This is a genomic window from Photobacterium sp. TY1-4 (genome assembly GCF_025398175.1).
GTDB lineage: Bacteria > Pseudomonadota > Gammaproteobacteria > Enterobacterales > Vibrionaceae > Photobacterium.
In genome coordinates this window covers 1,204,626-1,221,273 of the sequence record NZ_CP099735.1, presented here as the reverse complement: position 1 = coordinate 1,221,273, position 16,648 = coordinate 1,204,626, and the positions used below count along the sequence as shown (strand labels likewise).

At 54.0% G+C, this 16,648-nt stretch carries 18 protein-coding genes; 7 read left to right on the top strand and 11 right to left on the bottom strand.

Annotated features, from left to right (window positions below; genetic code table 11):
• The first annotated feature begins 111 nt into the window (after positions 1-111).
• Positions 112-1,461 (top strand): DUF2254 domain-containing protein, encoded by a 1,350-nt coding sequence (locus NH461_RS22355; protein WP_261603169.1) that lies wholly within the window; start codon positions 112-114, stop codon positions 1,459-1,461.
• A 92-nt stretch (positions 1,462-1,553) separates the two neighbouring features.
• A complete protein-coding gene (locus tag NH461_RS22350) occupies positions 1,554-1,835 on the top strand; it encodes a hypothetical protein (protein ID WP_261603168.1) in 282 nt (93 codons plus the stop codon).
• A gap of 56 nt (positions 1,836-1,891) precedes the next feature.
• Here NH461_RS22350 and NH461_RS22345 read toward each other — a convergent pair whose 3' ends face one another.
• On the bottom strand, positions 1,892-2,275 hold the full coding sequence (locus tag NH461_RS22345) for a winged helix-turn-helix transcriptional regulator (RefSeq protein ID WP_261603167.1): 384 nt from the start codon (positions 2,273-2,275) through the stop codon (positions 1,892-1,894).
• Between the two features lie 137 nt (positions 2,276-2,412).
• Here NH461_RS22345 and NH461_RS22340 point away from each other — a divergent pair, with 137 nt between their 5' ends.
• A complete protein-coding gene (locus NH461_RS22340; RefSeq protein WP_261603166.1) occupies positions 2,413-3,327 on the top strand; it encodes an alpha/beta fold hydrolase in 915 nt (304 codons plus the stop codon).
• A gap of 58 nt (positions 3,328-3,385) precedes the next feature.
• Here the strand turns inward: NH461_RS22340 and NH461_RS22335 are convergent, their stop codons facing one another.
• The 6 genes from NH461_RS22335 to NH461_RS22310 form a co-directional block, all read right to left on the bottom strand.
• A complete protein-coding gene (locus NH461_RS22335) occupies positions 3,386-4,060 on the bottom strand; it encodes a topoisomerase I (protein ID WP_261603165.1) in 675 nt (224 codons plus the stop codon).
• A gap of 79 nt (positions 4,061-4,139) precedes the next feature.
• Positions 4,140-5,057: a leukocidin/hemolysin toxin family protein gene (locus NH461_RS22330; protein WP_261603164.1), complete on the bottom strand. Its 918-nt coding sequence runs from the start codon at positions 5,055-5,057 to the stop codon at positions 4,140-4,142.
• 601 nt (positions 5,058-5,658) lie between these two features.
• Entirely contained in the window at positions 5,659-6,912 is a 1,254-nt protein-coding gene (locus NH461_RS22325) for an NAD(P)/FAD-dependent oxidoreductase (protein ID WP_261603163.1), read from the bottom strand.
• Entirely contained in the window at positions 6,909-8,294 is a 1,386-nt protein-coding gene (locus NH461_RS22320) for an NAD(P)/FAD-dependent oxidoreductase (protein WP_261603162.1), read from the bottom strand. The genes NH461_RS22325 and NH461_RS22320 overlap by 4 nt, the downstream gene beginning before the upstream one ends.
• Complete coding sequence (locus tag NH461_RS22315; protein ID WP_261603161.1) at positions 8,287-8,601, bottom strand: (2Fe-2S)-binding protein; 315 nt, start codon at positions 8,599-8,601, stop codon at positions 8,287-8,289. Before NH461_RS22315 ends, NH461_RS22320 begins: the two co-directional genes overlap by 8 nt.
• A gap of 265 nt (positions 8,602-8,866) precedes the next feature.
• Positions 8,867-9,331 (bottom strand): carboxymuconolactone decarboxylase family protein, encoded by a 465-nt coding sequence (locus tag NH461_RS22310; RefSeq protein WP_261603160.1) that lies wholly within the window; start codon positions 9,329-9,331, stop codon positions 8,867-8,869.
• A gap of 108 nt (positions 9,332-9,439) precedes the next feature.
• Here NH461_RS22310 and NH461_RS22305 point away from each other — a divergent pair, with 108 nt between their 5' ends.
• Positions 9,440-10,342 carry a LysR family transcriptional regulator gene (locus NH461_RS22305; RefSeq protein WP_261603159.1) on the top strand — a complete coding sequence of 301 codons (903 nt, stop codon included), beginning with the start codon at positions 9,440-9,442 and terminating at the stop codon, positions 10,340-10,342.
• Positions 10,343-10,397: 55 nt separating this feature from the next.
• Here NH461_RS22305 and NH461_RS22300 read toward each other — a convergent pair whose 3' ends face one another.
• The 4 genes from NH461_RS22300 to NH461_RS22285 all read right to left on the bottom strand — a co-directional run bounded on the left by NH461_RS22300 (position 10,398) and on the right by NH461_RS22285 (position 13,362).
• Entirely contained in the window at positions 10,398-11,180 is a 783-nt protein-coding gene (locus NH461_RS22300; RefSeq protein ID WP_261603158.1) for a protein-tyrosine phosphatase family protein, read from the bottom strand.
• A 159-nt stretch (positions 11,181-11,339) separates the two neighbouring features.
• A complete protein-coding gene (locus NH461_RS22295; RefSeq protein ID WP_261603157.1) occupies positions 11,340-12,155 on the bottom strand; it encodes an alpha/beta fold hydrolase in 816 nt (271 codons plus the stop codon).
• A gap of 55 nt (positions 12,156-12,210) precedes the next feature.
• Positions 12,211-12,579: a VOC family protein gene (locus NH461_RS22290; protein ID WP_261603156.1), complete on the bottom strand. Its 369-nt coding sequence runs from the start codon at positions 12,577-12,579 to the stop codon at positions 12,211-12,213.
• An 81-nt stretch (positions 12,580-12,660) separates the two neighbouring features.
• Positions 12,661-13,362, bottom strand: coding sequence for a helix-turn-helix transcriptional regulator (locus NH461_RS22285; protein WP_261603155.1), 702 nt, complete (start codon positions 13,360-13,362; stop codon positions 12,661-12,663).
• Positions 13,363-13,656: 294 nt separating this feature from the next.
• On the opposite strand from NH461_RS22285, the gene NH461_RS22280 reads away from it, so the two are divergent.
• The 3 genes from NH461_RS22280 to NH461_RS22270 all read left to right on the top strand — a co-directional run bounded on the left by NH461_RS22280 (position 13,657) and on the right by NH461_RS22270 (position 16,615).
• Positions 13,657-14,673 carry a TRAP transporter substrate-binding protein gene (locus NH461_RS22280; RefSeq protein WP_261603154.1) on the top strand — a complete coding sequence of 339 codons (1,017 nt, stop codon included), beginning with the start codon at positions 13,657-13,659 and terminating at the stop codon, positions 14,671-14,673.
• A 66-nt stretch (positions 14,674-14,739) separates the two neighbouring features.
• The gene (locus tag NH461_RS22275; protein ID WP_261603153.1) at positions 14,740-15,297 is read left to right on the top strand and encodes a TRAP transporter small permease subunit; all 558 of its coding nucleotides are present in this window, start codon (positions 14,740-14,742) and stop codon (positions 15,295-15,297) included.
• On the top strand, positions 15,290-16,615 hold the full coding sequence (locus tag NH461_RS22270) for a TRAP transporter large permease subunit (RefSeq protein WP_261603152.1): 1,326 nt from the start codon (positions 15,290-15,292) through the stop codon (positions 16,613-16,615). Before NH461_RS22275 ends, NH461_RS22270 begins: the two co-directional genes overlap by 8 nt.
• Positions 16,616-16,648: the final 33 nt, after the last annotated feature.

Here is a 16,648-nt window from a genome sequence, read left to right as displayed (position 1 = left end):
TGATGCGTGCCCACGAACGTCTTCTTGCCGGACCGCGACCAGCTTTATGCCTGTGATGAGCCAGCTTTGCTACTGTTAATAGATGCTTTTCACCCGAGGTTCAGCCGCACCGTGAAAATACAATTACAAAATTGGTGGGAAGGCGTACGGACCAGCTTCTGGTTTGTGCCGGGCGGGCTGGTGTTGATCGCCATGGGGACAGCCCACAGCCTGATTGTTTTCGACCAGCTGATCGAACTGGCGGTGCTCCGTCAGTTCAGCTTTCTTTATTTTGGCGGACCGGAAGGCGCCCGGGTGATTTTGTCCACGCTGGCGGGGTCGATGGTCACGGTGGCCGGGGTGGTGTTTTCGATCACGATTGTGGCACTGACGCTGGCGTCTTCCCAGTTCGGTCCCCGTTTGCTGCGAAACTTCATGCAAGATACCGGCACTCAGTATGTGCTGGGGATCTTCATCGCCACGTTTATTTATTGCCTGTTTGTGCTCAGCGCCGTCAATACGGAAGAGGAGAAGGCATTTGTCCCGTACCTGTCCGTGAATGTGGCGCTGGGGCTGGCGGTGCTCAATGTCGGGGTGCTGATCTATTTTATTCATCATGTGTCGGTGTCGATTCAGGCCGATCAGGTGGTGGCGACCGTCTATGATGAGTTGGTCGCCAGCATCGAACTGTTTTTTCCGGAGCCGTTGCAGTATGAATCGCAACCCTTGGCGGTCCCTGACTTTGTCGAACAGACCTCTGCGATCCGGCCGATCACTGCCACGGGTGACGGCTACCTGCAAGCGGTCGATTATGCGGCTTTATTGCAGTCGGCGGCTGAATCTGACTGTTTTTACGATGTCCGTTTTCGACCCGGCGATTTCATCACCTGCGGGGTGACGCTGGTGGCGGCGATCCCGCGTGATCCCGAACACGCGTGTTCATCAGATCCGGAAACGCTGGAGGCGGAAGCGCGGCAAATCCGGCAGGCCTTTGTCTGCGGCGCGCTACGTACCGCCGAGCAAGATCCGGAATTTGCCCTCAACCAGATGGTCGAGATTGCTCTGCGGGCATTATCCCCCGGGATCAATGATCCCTTTACCGCGATGACCTGTATCGATCGGCTGGGAGCGGTGCTGAGTTTGCTCACCCGGCGCCAGTTTCCGCACCCATTGCGATGCCAGGAAGCGGAACAAATCTGCTGTCGGTTTCGCAGCGTCAGCTATACCGGGATGGTGAATGCGGCATTTGATCAAATCCGCCAGGGGGCGAGAGGCAATGTTGCGGTTTCGATCCGGCTGCTGGAAGCTCTGGCAACGGTTGCCAAACATTGCCGAACATCGGAGCAGCAACAGGCGGTCAGTCATCAGGCTGAGATGATCTGGCGCTCTGGCCAGGATGCCGTGACTGAGGCTGCCGACTTGCGGGAATTGCAGTCCCGCTATCAACTGGTAGTTGAGTTATTGCAGTGGATGAGCCGGTAATATTGCGGATGAATCCAGCGATAGCAGCGATGATCCGGCCACGGACAACGCATGTAATACGTACTGAACATACATATAGCGAGGAGGAACGGATGGACAGACAAGCATTTATCGACAAACTTCATGCCAAGCTCGATGAGTGGAATGCCGAGATTGATAAGCTTGAAGCGAAAGCCAATCAGGCCAAAGCGGAAAAACAGGCGGAATATCGTGAAGAAATCCAGGAACTGAAGCAAAAAAAGCAGGATGCAAAAAACAAACTGGATGAGGTCAAGGCGTCCAGCGACGCAGCCTGGCAGGATTTGAAAGCCGGGGCGGAAGAAGCGTTTGAAACCATGAAAGAAGCCTTTCAGTCTGCGCGCAATAAGTTTTAGAGATCTGGCGAGCAGAGACGAAAAAGCCGGCTGCGCACCGGCTTTTTGCTGCTGGGCTATTGTTTTTTTGCATCATAATGTTGGCGCGCTGCTCGAATGTCGTCATGGTGCGCATCCGCCCACGACACCAGTCCCCAGACCGACTTGGTTAGTCCTTTTCCGAGCTCAGTTAATTCATACTCCACTTTTACCGGGACTTCGGAATATACCGTCCGGTTCACAAAGCCATCCCGTTCCAGGTCCCGTAATGTTTGTGTCAACATGCGTTGCGAAATCCCTTCAATTCTTGATTTCAGGGAGTTGAATCGATCAGGCCCGTCAACAAGGCTGAATAGGATCAAGATTGACCACTTATCACCGATCTGCGCAACGACATCACGAATAGGGCAGTCTGCACTTTGTACGAAGACTCTTTTGCCCGTTTGATTACTCGCAGCCATCTTCCTTCGTTCTCATAGGTTATCAAAAGGTAACTAAGGCAGAATATTCTGCCTTATTGCAGGGTAACACTCATTTATGTACTTTAGTATACATTAGTAACCCACGTTATCGACAACGTGAAACCAAAGGTATGGCAATGGCTTACTCCCTGCTTCATCAGGCGTTGGAACAATACGCATCAAATGAACCTGAATCAGATATCGACCTTTTCTCTCCTCAATTCGTCAACATCGGCAAGTTTGACATCCGGTATGTCCGTTATGAGAAGAAAGATGCGCCGACATTGGTCTTGCTCAATGGTCTGCCCCAAAGTATCCGCATGTGGGAAAGCGGTTGGGAAACGCTGTGCCGCCACTTCAACCTGATTGCATTCGACATTCCTGGGTTTGGTTTGTCAAAAGCACAGGAAAGCGACATGTCGCCCCGGAATTTAAGCCAGGTGATCATTCAGGTGATGGATCATTTTGGGATTGCCAAAGCACATCTCATTGGGCCGGATGTGGGCGTCCCGATCGCACTCGCGGCCGCCATTGCGCATCCGGATCGATTCGAGAGTCTGAACATTTTTGATGGTCCGGGGAATTACCCGGCGAAAATGTCGCCGATCCTCAAGGCGGTAGTTAACTTTGGCCTGGTGCGATGGCTGGCAAAAGGACTCAACAAAAAGTCCGTGATGGCAACGAATTTCAAAACGGCTGTGAAAGATGGCTATCACAGTTACCGGCCGACCAAACGAGCGATCAAAGAGTACTATGACATTGCTTTCGATGAACAAGCCCATCGGTGTGCTATCACTTTTTTTGGCACTTATCCGAACGACTTATCCTGGATTCAGAAGCGGCTCAAAGACATTCGTCTGCCAACCCTGATCACCTGGGGCAAACTGGATCCATTCGTTTTTGTCAGCAATGCAGATGATTTATCGAAACAGATCCCGTCCAACAAACGGGTGGTATTTGACCATGCATCCCACTTTTCATCGGAAGATGCCGGCGAGGAATACCTGGACCTGATTACCCATTGGTGCCTGGGTGATTATCAGCAACTTTAAATCATCATGACTGGCCAGGAAAATAAGCAGTCGCGGCCCTGCCGCGACTGCCAAACGTTTATTGCCGTGGTCTGGGTTTCACCAAATCAGTTTTTTGCGCTTTCAGTAAGGTGACTGCCTCTTTCACCGTTTCAACCAGCGCACTGTTGTCAGCCGTGTTTTTGTTGATCAGCGGCAAAACCAGATAATGAATGCCCCCGTCTTCTGTCGGAACGCCGGTTGCAATAATAACGTCTCCCTCAGACGCCGTGCCGAAGTATTCGGAGACTACCTGAGTTTCGTTGACGCCATAACTGTCCAGGTAGTCTGGCTCTGTGTTGTCAAACATGATCAGTGCGCCTTGTTTGGCCAGGGCGCGCAGCTGCCTCTGTTTGTGCGCATCAAATGGGTAGTCTGTCGTATTGATATAGCGGACTTGCTCGGTTTCAATGAAATCGTATAGCGCGTTGCTGAGCTCATTCAACGGGGCCGAAAGCCATGGTGTGTCTGCTGCCTGATAGGCATCCTCTCCGCTGCCTGGCTGGATGGTGTCGGGTTCAAGGGTTGAGCTGATTGCTTGTGCTGGGGGGGCGGTTAGCGCCTCAGCAATTTGGTTGTCTTGCTGCTCTGGAAATTCAGTTGTGACTGTAGAAGGGACCGGATCAGCGTTGATGCTCATGGTGATCAGGCGGGCGCCGAGTGCTGCGGCGACCATCAGCATTGTACCGATAAAAAGTTGTTTTTTAGCGACCATAAAATCTGTCTTGTTGTCGGTTGGCATTGGAAAATGCCGGTTACCCCGCATCCGTATCACGCGGTAACCGGCGCAGAGATTAGTGGTAGAGCTCGTCGTTCCAGGCGATCGTCACTGCCCGGCTGGTCTCAGTCCACTGACTGCTGTCTTTGTTTTTCTTCCAGGTATTTTCCGGAGAAGTGTACCAACTGCACCAGTCGCGACCGAAGTAGTAGTTGGTCTTGCGCCATCCGGCAACCAGCTTGATGTCGGTCACATCCTCACCATCATTGATATTGTCTTTGCGATAGACCACACCCACTTGTGGTTTAAAGTCAGAGCGCATGACGACAGGCAACTCGCTGTAGTCGATTAGATTGCCCATGTCACAACTGGTCCAGTGGTATAGCAACCAGTCTTTCGGTGGGGTATGGTTACGAATCGTCTGATTCTCAATCAACCAACTGATACTTTCATTGGTCTGGCTGAAATCCGCTACCGTTTGGAACTCCGGTTGATCGTAACTTATCCGGTTACTCCAGGAGATCCCACCACCGATTGAAGGCGACTGAGAAGCGGTGAAGCCCAGATTGAAGTCCAGCGATTCGCTAACGGAAGTTGTGGCAATGGTATTTTCCGGGGCATGGCTCATGTGACGCAGCGGTGCACCATTAAGGTAGCTCAAGGCCAGTTTAAAGGCTGTCGGGATGGTGTAACGGTAATCCCCGCCGGTCGAAAAACCGTAGATTTGCTCTTTGTTCGGGACGTTGGTCATATCGAATCCGGATCCGCCGTTTAAGATCAGCTTTGCTTCCTTAGCGCCGCTTGGTAGCAGTGACTGGTTCCAGACATTTTCTAAAGAATAGATTAGACGAATTTTTTTTGCGCGTGCGTCACTGTCATCCAGTTCCAGCAGGGTAGAGGTATAAGCCTTGAGTGTGTCCTCAGCGTGTGCCGGCGCCAAAGCGCCAAGCAAAGCCAGGGTAACAACACTTACAGAAAGGTGTTTATTATTCATTATATTTTCCTGTTAAACAGCTCATAAACATTCATCAATAAATAGCGTCCGAATGAAGGTTATGAGTCTTTTTATTGTGTGATTATTTATATGTGAATGCTTAAAGATTAAGCGGGGCTATATTGCTTTTTGTATTTGATGAAAAAAAGCAAAGGAGTGAATTCGTGGGTGATTGGTTCCACTTTTTTGGGGTTGTTGGGAAGCGTGTCTTTCGTGAATGATTCAGCGTCGTTTGAGAGGGAAAACTAACGGATGTGACAGCTTTATTCCTGCGATGGTTATTCTGCTCTGGTTTACCAGAATAATAATTTCCTTGCTCCGTTTGAAAGGTGACAAATTACCAGTTTGTGCGGCCAAAGGGGTAGTTGAATTAATTTTAATTGTCTGATGATTCGCTTGTTGCTCATGGGATATGCGTCAAGTCATAAACCTGGTATCAAGTAAGACTTTTGCTTATTCAGAACGGTGCTTTGAATGAAGAGTCGTGCTTTGAAAGTGGGTCACCTTAGTCAATATCTATTGAACCAGGTGACCCAAAGAAATTTATTTTATCGGTTCAATTTCCTGTCTTTCCAATAATGAGCATGAATCAAACTCGCCATTATAAAGAATGGGCGAGCTTGTGTTCGGCAACCATGATGCCTTCCTCATTGAGGAAACGCTCATAAGCGAACGGTTCAATGTCGATGGTGGTCGGCACGGCCCGGACTAGCTCATCCAGGAGCTGCCCGGTGATTGCCGAGGTCAGCATCCCGGTCCGGAAATGGCCGCAGGCATTGAGATAGCCTTCAATCCCCGGAACCGGACCCAGGATCGGTAGCTCATCCGGCGATCCCGGTCTCAGGCCGGCCCAGCAACGTTTGATGTTCATATCGCGCAGTGCGGGGATCGATTTCATCGCACCCTGTGCCAGCTGCTTGATGTATTTGACATCGTTGGTGGTATCAAACCCTCTTTCCTCGGTGGTAGAGCCAATGAGGATCTCCCCGTTGTCTTTCTGTGCGATGTAGCAGTCACTGGTAGTCAGGCAACCGTTGAGCAGCTTCGGCAGTTTTTCGGTAATGATCACCTGGCCTTTGACCGGGAAGACAGGTAAGGCATACCCGGTCGCCCATTGGCTGATGGTTTCTGCCCAGGCACCCGCGGCGTTAATCATCATCTTACACGGCAGCACACCTTGCTCTGTTTTCACTGCGGTGACCCGGTTCCCCTTGCGCTCAATCCCGGTCACTTTGGTGTTCAGAAACAGCTCAACACCATTTTGCCGCGCCGCCTCAAGGTAGGCTTCATTCAGACGATACGGGTTGATTTGGTGATCGCAGTCGAATTCCATGGCCCCGACGGCATCGCGTGAGACGTTTGGCTCTTCGTCATGCAGCTCGGCCTGCGAAAGCCAACGCACATGCGCCTGACGATCCGGGATGGCCGCAGCGATATGCTCCGCATACAGGCGGTCATACTGGTCGAACAGGACAAATTTCAGGCCGGTCCGTTCAAACTTGAAATCCACGCCATGGTTTTCGAGCAGCTCATCATACAGCGCCGGGTACATCGCATTCGACATCATTGACATATTAAAAAACGGCTCGGGCATGATGTGCGGGTTCAGCTCCGGTGCATCGGTCGCGCCGGATTCCCGCATCTGCTTCGAAAGGGTTTTGAACAGAATAACCCCGCATCCCAGCCCCGTGGATTCGCCCATGGCCCACAGGCCGCCGGCTGATGCCCGTGAAGCGTTGCCGGGATGCTTGTAATCCACCACCGCAATTTTCAGATCTTTCTGACGGCTGAGGAAATACGCCACCGAGGCGCCAATGACGCCACCCCCACAGATGACTACATCATACGCTTTCATTCATTATCCTCCAGAGCAGCGAACGGGATTGGATCTAACGGGAACCTTGGGCGGACCAGACCTTGGTCCTGACCGTAGCCTTCTTCCTTTAAACGGTCATAACAGTAATGGGCGCAGGTTTTCCCCTGACAATCGCCCATGGTGACGCGAGTGCGCATTTTCAGGGTCACGATATCGCGGCAACCTTGTGCAATGGCTTCATCAATGGCACGTCGTTTCACCTGTTCACAACGGCAGATCACCGTGTCTTCATCCGGCAGTGACAGCAATCCGGATTCCCGGTAGCCTGCGGTATCAAACGCCTGACGGAAACGGTAAAAACGCGTTAAATTGCGGCGCATGGCGTGGATCTGTTGCTCGGCTTCGGTGTGGCTCAGCTTGCCCTGTTCCGCAGCGATGGCCTGTGCGGAGATCCGGCCTTCCAGCATTGCGGCATCGGCACCGGCCAGCTTGGCACTGTCCCCGGCACAGAACACGCCGTCCACGCTGCTGCGTTGCCAGTCGTCCGTGGTCGGAATCGCGCCACTCATGTGGTCATATGCGATATCGAGTCCCATTAACTGAGCCAGTTGTGAGCGGGCCGAGAAGCCGTAGCCCACCCCGAGCGTGTCGACATTCTGGGTCACGGCTTTGGTGCGATCCGGTTCCCATTGATCGTTGTACGGCGCCATGGTGACTTCATTGAGCTGCTCCACCCCCGAAGCTTTCACCAGTCCCCAGCCATAATGCAGCGGGATCTTGTGCTGCTTGAGGTATAACATCATGGAGAGCCCATTGAGTGCCTGTTGTGGCCGGTTGAGTAAGCCTAAGGTTTCTTTGGCGATAGAAGAAAACTTCGCCGCTTCGCAGATGGCTTCAACCTGGCACCCGGCTTTATGCAGCTGGCAGGCAACCAGCACCAATAACGGCCCGGTTCCGGCGATCACGACTTTGTGCCCCGGTCTGACCAATCCGCTCTTCAGCTGAAGCTGGATGCCACCGAGTAACATGACCCCGGGTAATTGCCAGCCCGGAAAAGGCACACTGCGCTCCTGGCATCCGGTTGCCAGAATCAATTGGTCATATTCGATGGTGGAAAGTTGATGGTCATGGGTCAGCAACAGGCTGTTGTTGCCTAATGGCCCCAGCACGCGGGTTTGCGTTCTCAGATCAATGAACGAGCGATATTGCTGATAGTTCTGCTGGATCTTATCGATCGATTCTTGCAGTTTTTCATCCAGGTGCGGCATATCCAGGGTTTTGCGCCATGGGCCACGATAAATAACACCGCCGGCTTTCGGCGCTTCTTCAAGGACAGTGGTGTGAATACCGAACTTTGCCAGTTCCGTGGCGGCTGACATGCCCGCAGGGCCAGCCCCGACGATAACAACCTTCTTAGCCATGCTTCACCTCTTGCTCCAACACGTTGTTCCGACCGGTTTCGATGTTCATGTCGGGTTTGACAATCGTCTGACAGGCACGTTGTTTGTGTCGGCCGTCAATGTGGATCAGGCAACAGTGACAAACACCCATTCCGCAGTAAGCGCCGGACTCGGCGCCATAATCGTTTTTCATCAGTTGACGAATGTTTGAGGCCAGTAGCGCGCTTAATACACTTTCCCCTTCGACTGCCGGAATCGAGATGCCGTCGACCTGGATCGAAAACGGCTTGTCGAGTGCTTCAGTGATGTCTTGTGTTCTTTTAATCATTATCTTCCATACCAACTTGTGAAATTGACTGTGAAATCGGGTGCATACTAACACCACTAATTTTATAAGGTTATGACAAACGCATTTTTTTTAACAAAAATGCAAACCTGAATCTCATTTTGATAGTGGAATGTGATGAAGTTGCTATTTTCTTTGGTCAAATGAATGGGTTCGCGCGCAGTGAAACACGCCGGGTACGGAGAGCCTGCCAGCACAGGTTGGTGTTGGGTCAACCGCCTGGCAGGTCGATGTGGGTAAAAGATGATTATGCGTACGCGCCGACTTTATACGTCCCGGCTTCAAAGCCGAATGATTTGGCCAGCCGGTTCCAGGTATTCATCTGCGCGATGGCCAGGGTCAGGTTGGCAATCTCTTCCCGCGTGTAAAAGTGCAGCAGGTGTTCAAAAGATGCCTGTCGTGTCCCGCTGTTTTCCCGGATGTCAGTGACCGCTTCTGTCCAGGCCAGCAAAGCCTGCTCTTGCTCGGAGTAGAAACTAACGTCACGCCAGACGGCAACGGCGTACAGGCGTTGCGTGCTTTCTCCCGCCGCGACTGCTTCCTTGAAGTGCATATCGATACAATAGGCGCATTGATTGAGAACGGACGCATAGTAGCGGATCAGCTCCAGCTGGGCGTGGTTGGTACAGGTTAACCCATTGATGTAGTTCTCTGACTGCATCATGCAGGCCATCAGTTTTCCCGGGATCTGGTCAAATGAAATATTTGCCATGGTGTTTTCTCCTGTTGGTGAACATGCTCTGCATTGTATATTTCGCCGGATCTCAATAGAATCCACAAAATAACTCAATCAGTTTTGCGTAAATTGCAAAGGTGGCGCATGTTGAATTCGATCCGGGTGTTTCTCAAGGTGGTGGAAACCGGCAGCTTCAGCCAAGCGGCGGCGGTACTGAATATGGCGCCGTCATCAGTGGCGAGAAAAATCGATGCGCTGGAAAAAGAGCTCCATACCGCGTTGTTTGTGCGCAGTACGCGGGTTTTGCGACTGACGGAGAAAGGGGCTTTGTTTTTGGAAGGCGCAGGCCGGATCGTGGAAGAGGTTGATCACCTCCAGGCCGCGCTGCGCGACACCCCCGGCGAGCCGGAAGGGAAGCTGCGTATTTCCGTGTTCGAAAGCTTTGGCCGCTTGCACGTTTGCCCGCTGATCCCCGAATTTTTGAAGCGTTATCCCGGTATTTCTCTGGCGTTAGAGCTGGAAAATCAGGTGGTCGATCTCTACAGCGAGGATGTTGATGTGTCGATCCGGGTCGGCGTGCTGCCGGACTCACAACTCAAGGCCCGGCCGCTGCTGTCCAATCACACCCTGGTGTGCGCGACACCGGGTTATCTGGCGGCTCACGGCATTCCGGCGCATCCGGATGAACTGGCGTCGCATAATTGTCTGCTGCTCAATCGCGGGCGCCGTCAGTCATACTGGTACTTTGCCAATGGTCGCCAGCAGCGCAAAGTGCCGGTGTGCGGTAATGTCACCTCGAAAGGCGGAACACCGTTGTTGGCGGCGTTGCTCGGTGATTGCGGAATTGCCCAGCTATCGAGCTGGATGGTGGCGGATTACGTACGGCGCGGGGAGCTTGTGGTGTTGTTAGACGGCTGGGTGCCGAGCCTAAGTGAAAACACCAGCGGCCATGTATATGCGATGTATAAAGCCAGCGCCTATCCGAATCCGTTGATCCGCCTGTTCATTGACTTTCTGGTGGCGCGGACTCAAAACGCGGTGCTTTAGGCAAGCACCTGGCGCATTGCTGGTTCCAGGCGCTGGCGTGAACTGTCGGTCGGCGTTATTGCCGGGCCATTTCGAGCAGGGTTTCCATCTGGCTCGGGGTCTGGATCATCGTGTCGTTGCGCGATGCCCGCAGGTCGTGGGTAATGACGTGCAGGGGGAGGTTCGGGTCCTGGCGCATGGCCATGGCGGCAATGGTCTGGCCGGTACGTCCGACGCCGGCGCGACAATGAATGACGGGCAGCAGTTTGGTCGCATCATGTACGGCGCGGCTGCGGCGGGATTCATAAAAGGCGATTTTTTCGCGGGTGATGCTTTCAATCAGGGTCACCAGGTTCGCGGTTGCCGCCGGGCTGATGGTTTGATGATCCGGCCAGTTATGGACATGGACGACCGGGATCTCAATCGTGGCGTCGTAGCCGGCCACCGTGAGCTGGTAGCAATGGGCTTCGATACCGTCGCCGAGCGCTTCGGTATTGCGCGCATTTGATTGGGTTTGAATGCGGCCGAACGTCGCGGCCTGTGAAAAGTAATCCGGCAATTCATTGTTTTGCATATCGCTGAGACTGGCCAGCACCACAAGCACCGGGGTGCGGTTCTCCACCAGCATCTGGAAATGCGCTTCCAACTGGTGCGCAAACGGATACTGGGAAGCAATGGCGAGATGGCGCTGGTTAATGGCGATCCGGTTGGCATTTAGCCCATCCCGGACGCGGGTGTCGACGCAGTACCCAAGGTTGAAGCGGTCACGCTCCGGGTTAAACGTATAGCATCGCGCGCCGCCGCGAATCGCCATGAGTTGCAATGCCGCCTCGGTCAGATTGTTGCGGGTTGTGTTCATTCTCTACCGGTTTTGTCAGTTGTTACTTCGCCTAAAATACCGCATTTTCGGGGCCATTGGCATCCCGGTTGTCCCTGTGTTGTGCTCAGCGTTGAAAATAGAATCGGAAAATGACTGAAGGCACCACGACCGTGATGCCTTGTGCCGCGCGCTGAACCATTACGCGGGGGACGTACTGAACGCCATGGCGTTGCCGGATTCAGTGCAATGTTGCAACAGGAACGGGGTGAGACCGGCCATGCAGAGCGACGGAGCTTCATTGAGGACGTCATGCCCGGTGCCCGGCAGGTTGAAGAACTCTGCCTGAGGCACAGACTCACCTAATGCCAGGGTATGCGCCCGGGTACACAGATGATCCTGATCGCCACGCACCATCAGGGTCGGGGCGGTGATGTGGTGAATGGCCTCGCCGGGGTAGGCGGCGGTCTCTGTCCACAATGCGACCACGGCAGGTACCAGGCGATCAAAGTCCGGCTCAGGGTTCGTGGCTTCATATCGGGCGACGTTGTCCGGAAACAGGGCGCGCCATTTGCTTGCGGTCATCGCGGCGTACATCCCCAACACCGGATCGTCTTCTGCCAGTTGGTGGTGGGCGCCGATGGTGACCAGAGCCCGGATCCGCGAAGGCTGCGCCGCCGCCAGCCGGAGTGCGGTGATCCCGCCATCGCTAAAGCCAATGACGCTATAGTGCGTGATCCCGAGCTGATCCAGCACGGCTTCAACATCGGCCTGATACTGGCGATACGTCAGCGGCGCATTGCCAAGGGTCGACTTGCCGTGGCCGCGAAAATCAATCCCGATCAATTGAAACTGCTCAGGCAAGTGTTCCACGATGGCGTTGAAATCCATCATGTTACCGAGGCCGCCGTGCAAGAGCACCAAGGGCTCGCCTGTTGGGTTGCCGGCAATTTCGACGTAAATGTCCGCCGCATTGATCGGAAGGGATTGCCCCTGGGTGTGGGTAAAACTGGTCATAAGTGTCTCCTCAGCGCCCGCTTTCGCAGCGGGCACAGATTCAAATGATGTGTGATTAGTTCGGCAGCAGGTAGCGAATACGGTGCTGGTCAGGATCGGTGATCAGAAATGTCAGGCCAAATGGCATCTCGGTCGGCGATTGCGCGATATCAACGCCCTGAGCCGCCAGACGCTCGCAGGTGCCGAGGAGGGTATCGCGATCCCTCATCGGGAAGCAGAGCTCGCTGCGGGCCTGCGTGGATCCCGCACAGGGCGGCACGACTTTGTCCTGGTGCCACAGGCCGAGCATGGCGCCTTCATTGAGGGCGAAAAGAGCAAAGGTTTCTGTGGCTTCCAGTGGCGCTGCGCCGAGCAGTTGCTGATAGAACGCCAGGCTCTGTGTTAAATCGCGGACATATAAAATCGTGGTGTGAGGTGCTGTCATGATGTTCTCTCCTTGATGATTCGGGACGGAGAGAGCATACGTCGTCGGACTGTCAGTTTTTGTCAGGAGCCTTCGACCCCGTCAGTAACCGAGTTGGGCGGTCGGGATCCCGGATGCCTGCCGCCATTGCCGCAACAGCACTTTGCGTGGGTGCGGATAGCGCTCGGCCTGCGGGGCGAAGCGGGCAATACGATCGAGGCGAAAATGACGAAAATCCTCGCGCTGTTCACACCAGGCAACCAGAACGTAGCATTGCTGAAAGACGCCAATCAGCAGCGGCCAGACACAGCGCTGGCTCAGCTTGCCCTGACCATCCCGGTAGTCCAGGTCGATCTTCGCCTGGTGCCGGATCGCAGCTCTGAGAAGGGCCATGTCGAGCGGCAGATCGGTCATCGCCGGAAGCGGACCGACACGCATGATCTCATCATCGGGTTGCCAGGTATGCGATTGCGGCAACACGGCTGCAATTTTGGCGATGGCGTGCCGTGCACTGGCGCTGAACTCGCTGTCGGCCTGTTGGGCGATCCACTCTGCGCCCAGGCGCAGCACTTCCAGTTCATCTGGGGTAAACATCAACGGCGGCAGGGTAAAACCGGGTTTGAGCACATAACCCAGACCGGCTTCGCCGTCGATTTCCGCCCCCTGGCCCTGAAGCGTCGCGATGTCGCGATAAATGGTACGCACACTGACATTCAGCTCGCGGGCAAGGTAATCGCCGGTGACCGGATATTTGTGGCAGCGGAGCAGCTGGAGCAGATCGAACAGGCGTTGGCTTCTGGACATGATGTATCGGCGTTTGGATTGAAAAACCTGCGCATAGGTTACAGCATTCATGATTCACGGGCTATTCTCCTGTTTTTATGTCGCGCAATCGATTCTATATCCTGATCTCCACCGACTTCACACTTTTTATTTTAATGACAAGTCTGTTGTTAATTGTCACGCAAGCTGTGATCATCATCATGGACGTTACTTGGTTGTTACCGGTAACATCCGCATCAAGTTACCGGTAACATAATGATGATTGAAAAGCGTCACCCGCCGGTTGTTGTGAAACTCAAAAGGATACCCACCAAGATGAAAAAAATGACGAAAACGCTCATCGCTGTCACCCTCACTGGTCTGTTTGCATCCTCTGCGTTTGCAGCCGACTACAAACTGAAAATTCAGTCATCGGATCCGTCTGGCGATCTGAACTTCAAAGTGCAGCAGAAGTGGGCAGAGCGGGTCGAGAAAATGTCTGACGGCCGGATTGACATCGATCTGCTGCCGGTGGGCGCGGTGGTGAAACACACCGAAACGCTGGGTGCGATCAAAATGGGTATCCTCGATGGTCATGTAACGGCAACCGGTTATTTCTCCGGTAAAGATCCGGCATTCGGCCTGATTGGCAACATGGTTGGTGCCTGGTCCGATACCACGCAACTGTTGCAATACATGAACTACGGCGGCGGCAACGAGCTGATGACGGAACTGTATGCGCCGTATGGTGTGAAGTTTGTCGGCGCTTCTACGACCGGGGTGGAATCATTCATCTCGAAAGTGCCGCTGGACGGCGTGGCTGATCTGAAAGGCCTGAAACTGCGTGCGCCGGAAGGGCTGGTACAGCAGGTGTTTGCCGCTGCGGGTGCAACGCCGGTGAACCTGCCGGGCTCTGAAGTGTTCACCGGTCTGAGCAAAGGGGTGATCGACGCGGCGGACTACACCGTCTTTTCGACCAACCAGAAAGCGGGCATGAATGACATCGCCCAGCATCCGGTTCAGCCGGGTTTCCACTCCCTGCCGCTGATCGATATTTCAATCAGCCAGAAAAAGTGGGACAAGATGCCGGCTGACCTGCAAACCATCCTGACGACGTCAGTGCGTGATTTTTCTTACGACATGACGACGCAACTGAAGATTGCAGATCAGGCGGCGGTGACCGAGGCGAATCAGAATCCGGACATCACTATCCATAACTGGTCCGACGAAGAGCGTCGCAAGTTCCGTGAAATTGCCAAAACACAATGGAAAGTATTTGCCCAACGTTCGCCAAATGCCGAGAAAGTGTACAACTCGGTGACGAACTTCTTGGAAACCAACGGCCTGCTGTAAGTGTCCCGCTGTTAACGTGTTAATCGAGAGAGGGCAGTCCTGCCCTCTGTTTTTGGAATCCATACCATGAACGACCAAACCCCGCATTCGCCGGTTGAGCCGGAGGAGCAGCCGCGTAACCTGCTCGACAAACTGGTGCTGAAAATCGGCAACCTGCTCAGCCTGTTCTTCCTGATCACTGTGGCCATCTCATTTTACGAAGTGGTGATGCGCTACGTGTTTGATGCGCCGACCACCTGGGTGCATGAAACCGCGTCGTTTATCGGCGGCTCCCTGTTTGTGATCGGCGGCATTTACGCCTTTGCCAGCAATAAACACGTCCGTGTGGTGCTGATCTACGATGCGGTGTCCGGCCAAACGCGTAAATACCTCAACCTGATCCACCATCTGGTTGGTTTGGCCTTCGCGGGCATGATGGCCTACAGCGCATTCGTCATGGCTCAGGAAGCCTGGTTTACCCCGTGGGGCGAATTGCGGCTGGAAACCTCGGGCTCGGTGTTGAATGCACCGTATCCGGCGTTGCTCAAAGGACTGATTTTTATCACCTTCTGTATTCTCGTGATCCAATTTGTATTGCACCTGATTCAAGAAATTGCAGGGCTGGGGAAGCATAACGATGTTTGATTTGTCTTCAATGGGCATTGGCTGGGGCAGCCTGCTGATGCTGGTCATGATGATCGGTCTGTTGCTGACCGGCATGCAGCTGGCATTTGTCACCGGCTTTGTCGCGATTTTCTTTACCCTGGGTTGGTTCGGGGTTGATGCGCTGCCGCTGATTGCGAGCCGTACCTACAGCTTTGCTTCTGGTTACGTGTTCCTTGCGGTGCCGATGTTTGTCCTGATGGCGGCCTTGCTCGATCGCTCCGGGATTGCCCGCGACCTGTTCGATGCGATGAAGTCGGTCGGTCGGAAAGTGCGCGGCGGGGTTGCAGTGCAGACCCTGCTGGTGGCGGTGCTGTTGGCCTCGATGTCCGGGGTGATCGGCGGCGAAACCGTGCTGTTGGGGATTTTGGCGCTGCCACAGATGTTGCGTCTGGGCTATGACCGTAAACTGGCGATCGGCACCACCTGTGCCGGTGGTGCATTGGGGACCATGCTGCCGCCGAGTATCGTGTTGATTATCTACGGCATGACGGCCAGCGTATCGATTGGCGATCTGTTTAAAGCCTCGTTTGTGCCGGCTCTGCTGCTGGCGGCCAGCTACATCGGCTACGTGCTGATCCGCTGTAAGCTCAATCCGGCGCTGGCACCGCTCCCAAGTGACAGCCTGAACGGCGAGGCCGAACCTGCCGAAGAGATCAGCTATTTCAAGGCGCTGTTTTTCCCGCTGCTGTCAGTCGCTGTGGTGCTGGGCAGCATTTATACCGGCGTGGCGTCGGTGACGGAAGCCTCGGCGCTGGGTGTGGTCGGGATTATGATCAGTGCGCTGATCCGCAAAGAAATGTCCTGGAACATGCTCAAAGACAGTGCGGTCGCGACCATGCGGACCTGCGGCATGATCATGTGGATCGGTATCGGTGCCAGCGCGCTGGTGGGGGTCTACAACCTGATGGGCGGCATAGATTTTGTCGAAGAAACGATTCTGGCCCTGAGCGGCGGCAGCGCGTTTGTCACGCTGATGATCATGATGGTGATTTTGCTGGTGCTGGGGATGTTCCTCGACTGGGTCGGCGTTGCGCTGCTGACCATGCCGATCTTTGTGCCGATCATTACCAGCCTGGGTTATGACCCGGTCTGGTTTGGCGTGGTGTTCTGTCTGAACATGCAGGTCTCTTTCCTGTCACCGCCTTTTGGCCCGGCGGCATTCTATCTCAAGTCGGTGGCCCCGAAAGACATCAGTCTGGGTGAAATCTTTAGCTCACTGCTGCCATTTATCGCCTTGCAGGTCTTCGTGCTGAGCTTAGTGATTCTGTTCCCTCAACTGGCCATGTGGTGGCAGTAGCAGCAACACATTCGAACTTTCTTTTTTAATTTG

Coding starts and splice junctions, on each gene's coding strand:
- NH461_RS22300 (WP_261603158.1), bottom strand. CDS start 11,180: ATGAACACAACCCGCAACAATCTGACCGAGGCGGCATTGCAACTCATG.
- NH461_RS22270 (WP_261603152.1), top strand. CDS start 15,290: ATGTTTGATTTGTCTTCAATGGGCATTGGCTGGGGCAGCCTGCTGATG.
- NH461_RS22280 (WP_261603154.1), top strand. CDS start 13,657: ATGAAAAAAATGACGAAAACGCTCATCGCTGTCACCCTCACTGGTCTG.
- NH461_RS22320 (WP_261603162.1), bottom strand. CDS start 8,294: ATGGCTAAGAAGGTTGTTATCGTCGGGGCTGGCCCTGCGGGCATGTCA.
- NH461_RS22340 (WP_261603166.1), top strand. CDS start 2,413: ATGGCTTACTCCCTGCTTCATCAGGCGTTGGAACAATACGCATCAAAT.
- NH461_RS22330 (WP_261603164.1), bottom strand. CDS start 5,057: ATGAATAATAAACACCTTTCTGTAAGTGTTGTTACCCTGGCTTTGCTT.
- NH461_RS22315 (WP_261603161.1), bottom strand. CDS start 8,601: ATGATTAAAAGAACACAAGACATCACTGAAGCACTCGACAAGCCGTTT.
- NH461_RS22285 (WP_261603155.1), bottom strand. CDS start 13,362: ATGTCCAGAAGCCAACGCCTGTTCGATCTGCTCCAGCTGCTCCGCTGC.
- NH461_RS22310 (WP_261603160.1), bottom strand. CDS start 9,331: ATGGCAAATATTTCATTTGACCAGATCCCGGGAAAACTGATGGCCTGC.
- NH461_RS22350 (WP_261603168.1), top strand. CDS start 1,554: ATGGACAGACAAGCATTTATCGACAAACTTCATGCCAAGCTCGATGAG.
- NH461_RS22325 (WP_261603163.1), bottom strand. CDS start 6,912: ATGAAAGCGTATGATGTAGTCATCTGTGGGGGTGGCGTCATTGGCGCC.
- NH461_RS22345 (WP_261603167.1), bottom strand. CDS start 2,275: ATGGCTGCGAGTAATCAAACGGGCAAAAGAGTCTTCGTACAAAGTGCA.
- NH461_RS22305 (WP_261603159.1), top strand. CDS start 9,440: ATGTTGAATTCGATCCGGGTGTTTCTCAAGGTGGTGGAAACCGGCAGC.
- NH461_RS22295 (WP_261603157.1), bottom strand. CDS start 12,155: ATGACCAGTTTTACCCACACCCAGGGGCAATCCCTTCCGATCAATGCG.
- NH461_RS22335 (WP_261603165.1), bottom strand. CDS start 4,060: ATGGTCGCTAAAAAACAACTTTTTATCGGTACAATGCTGATGGTCGCC.
- NH461_RS22275 (WP_261603153.1), top strand. CDS start 14,740: ATGAACGACCAAACCCCGCATTCGCCGGTTGAGCCGGAGGAGCAGCCG.
- NH461_RS22290 (WP_261603156.1), bottom strand. CDS start 12,579: ATGACAGCACCTCACACCACGATTTTATATGTCCGCGATTTAACACAG.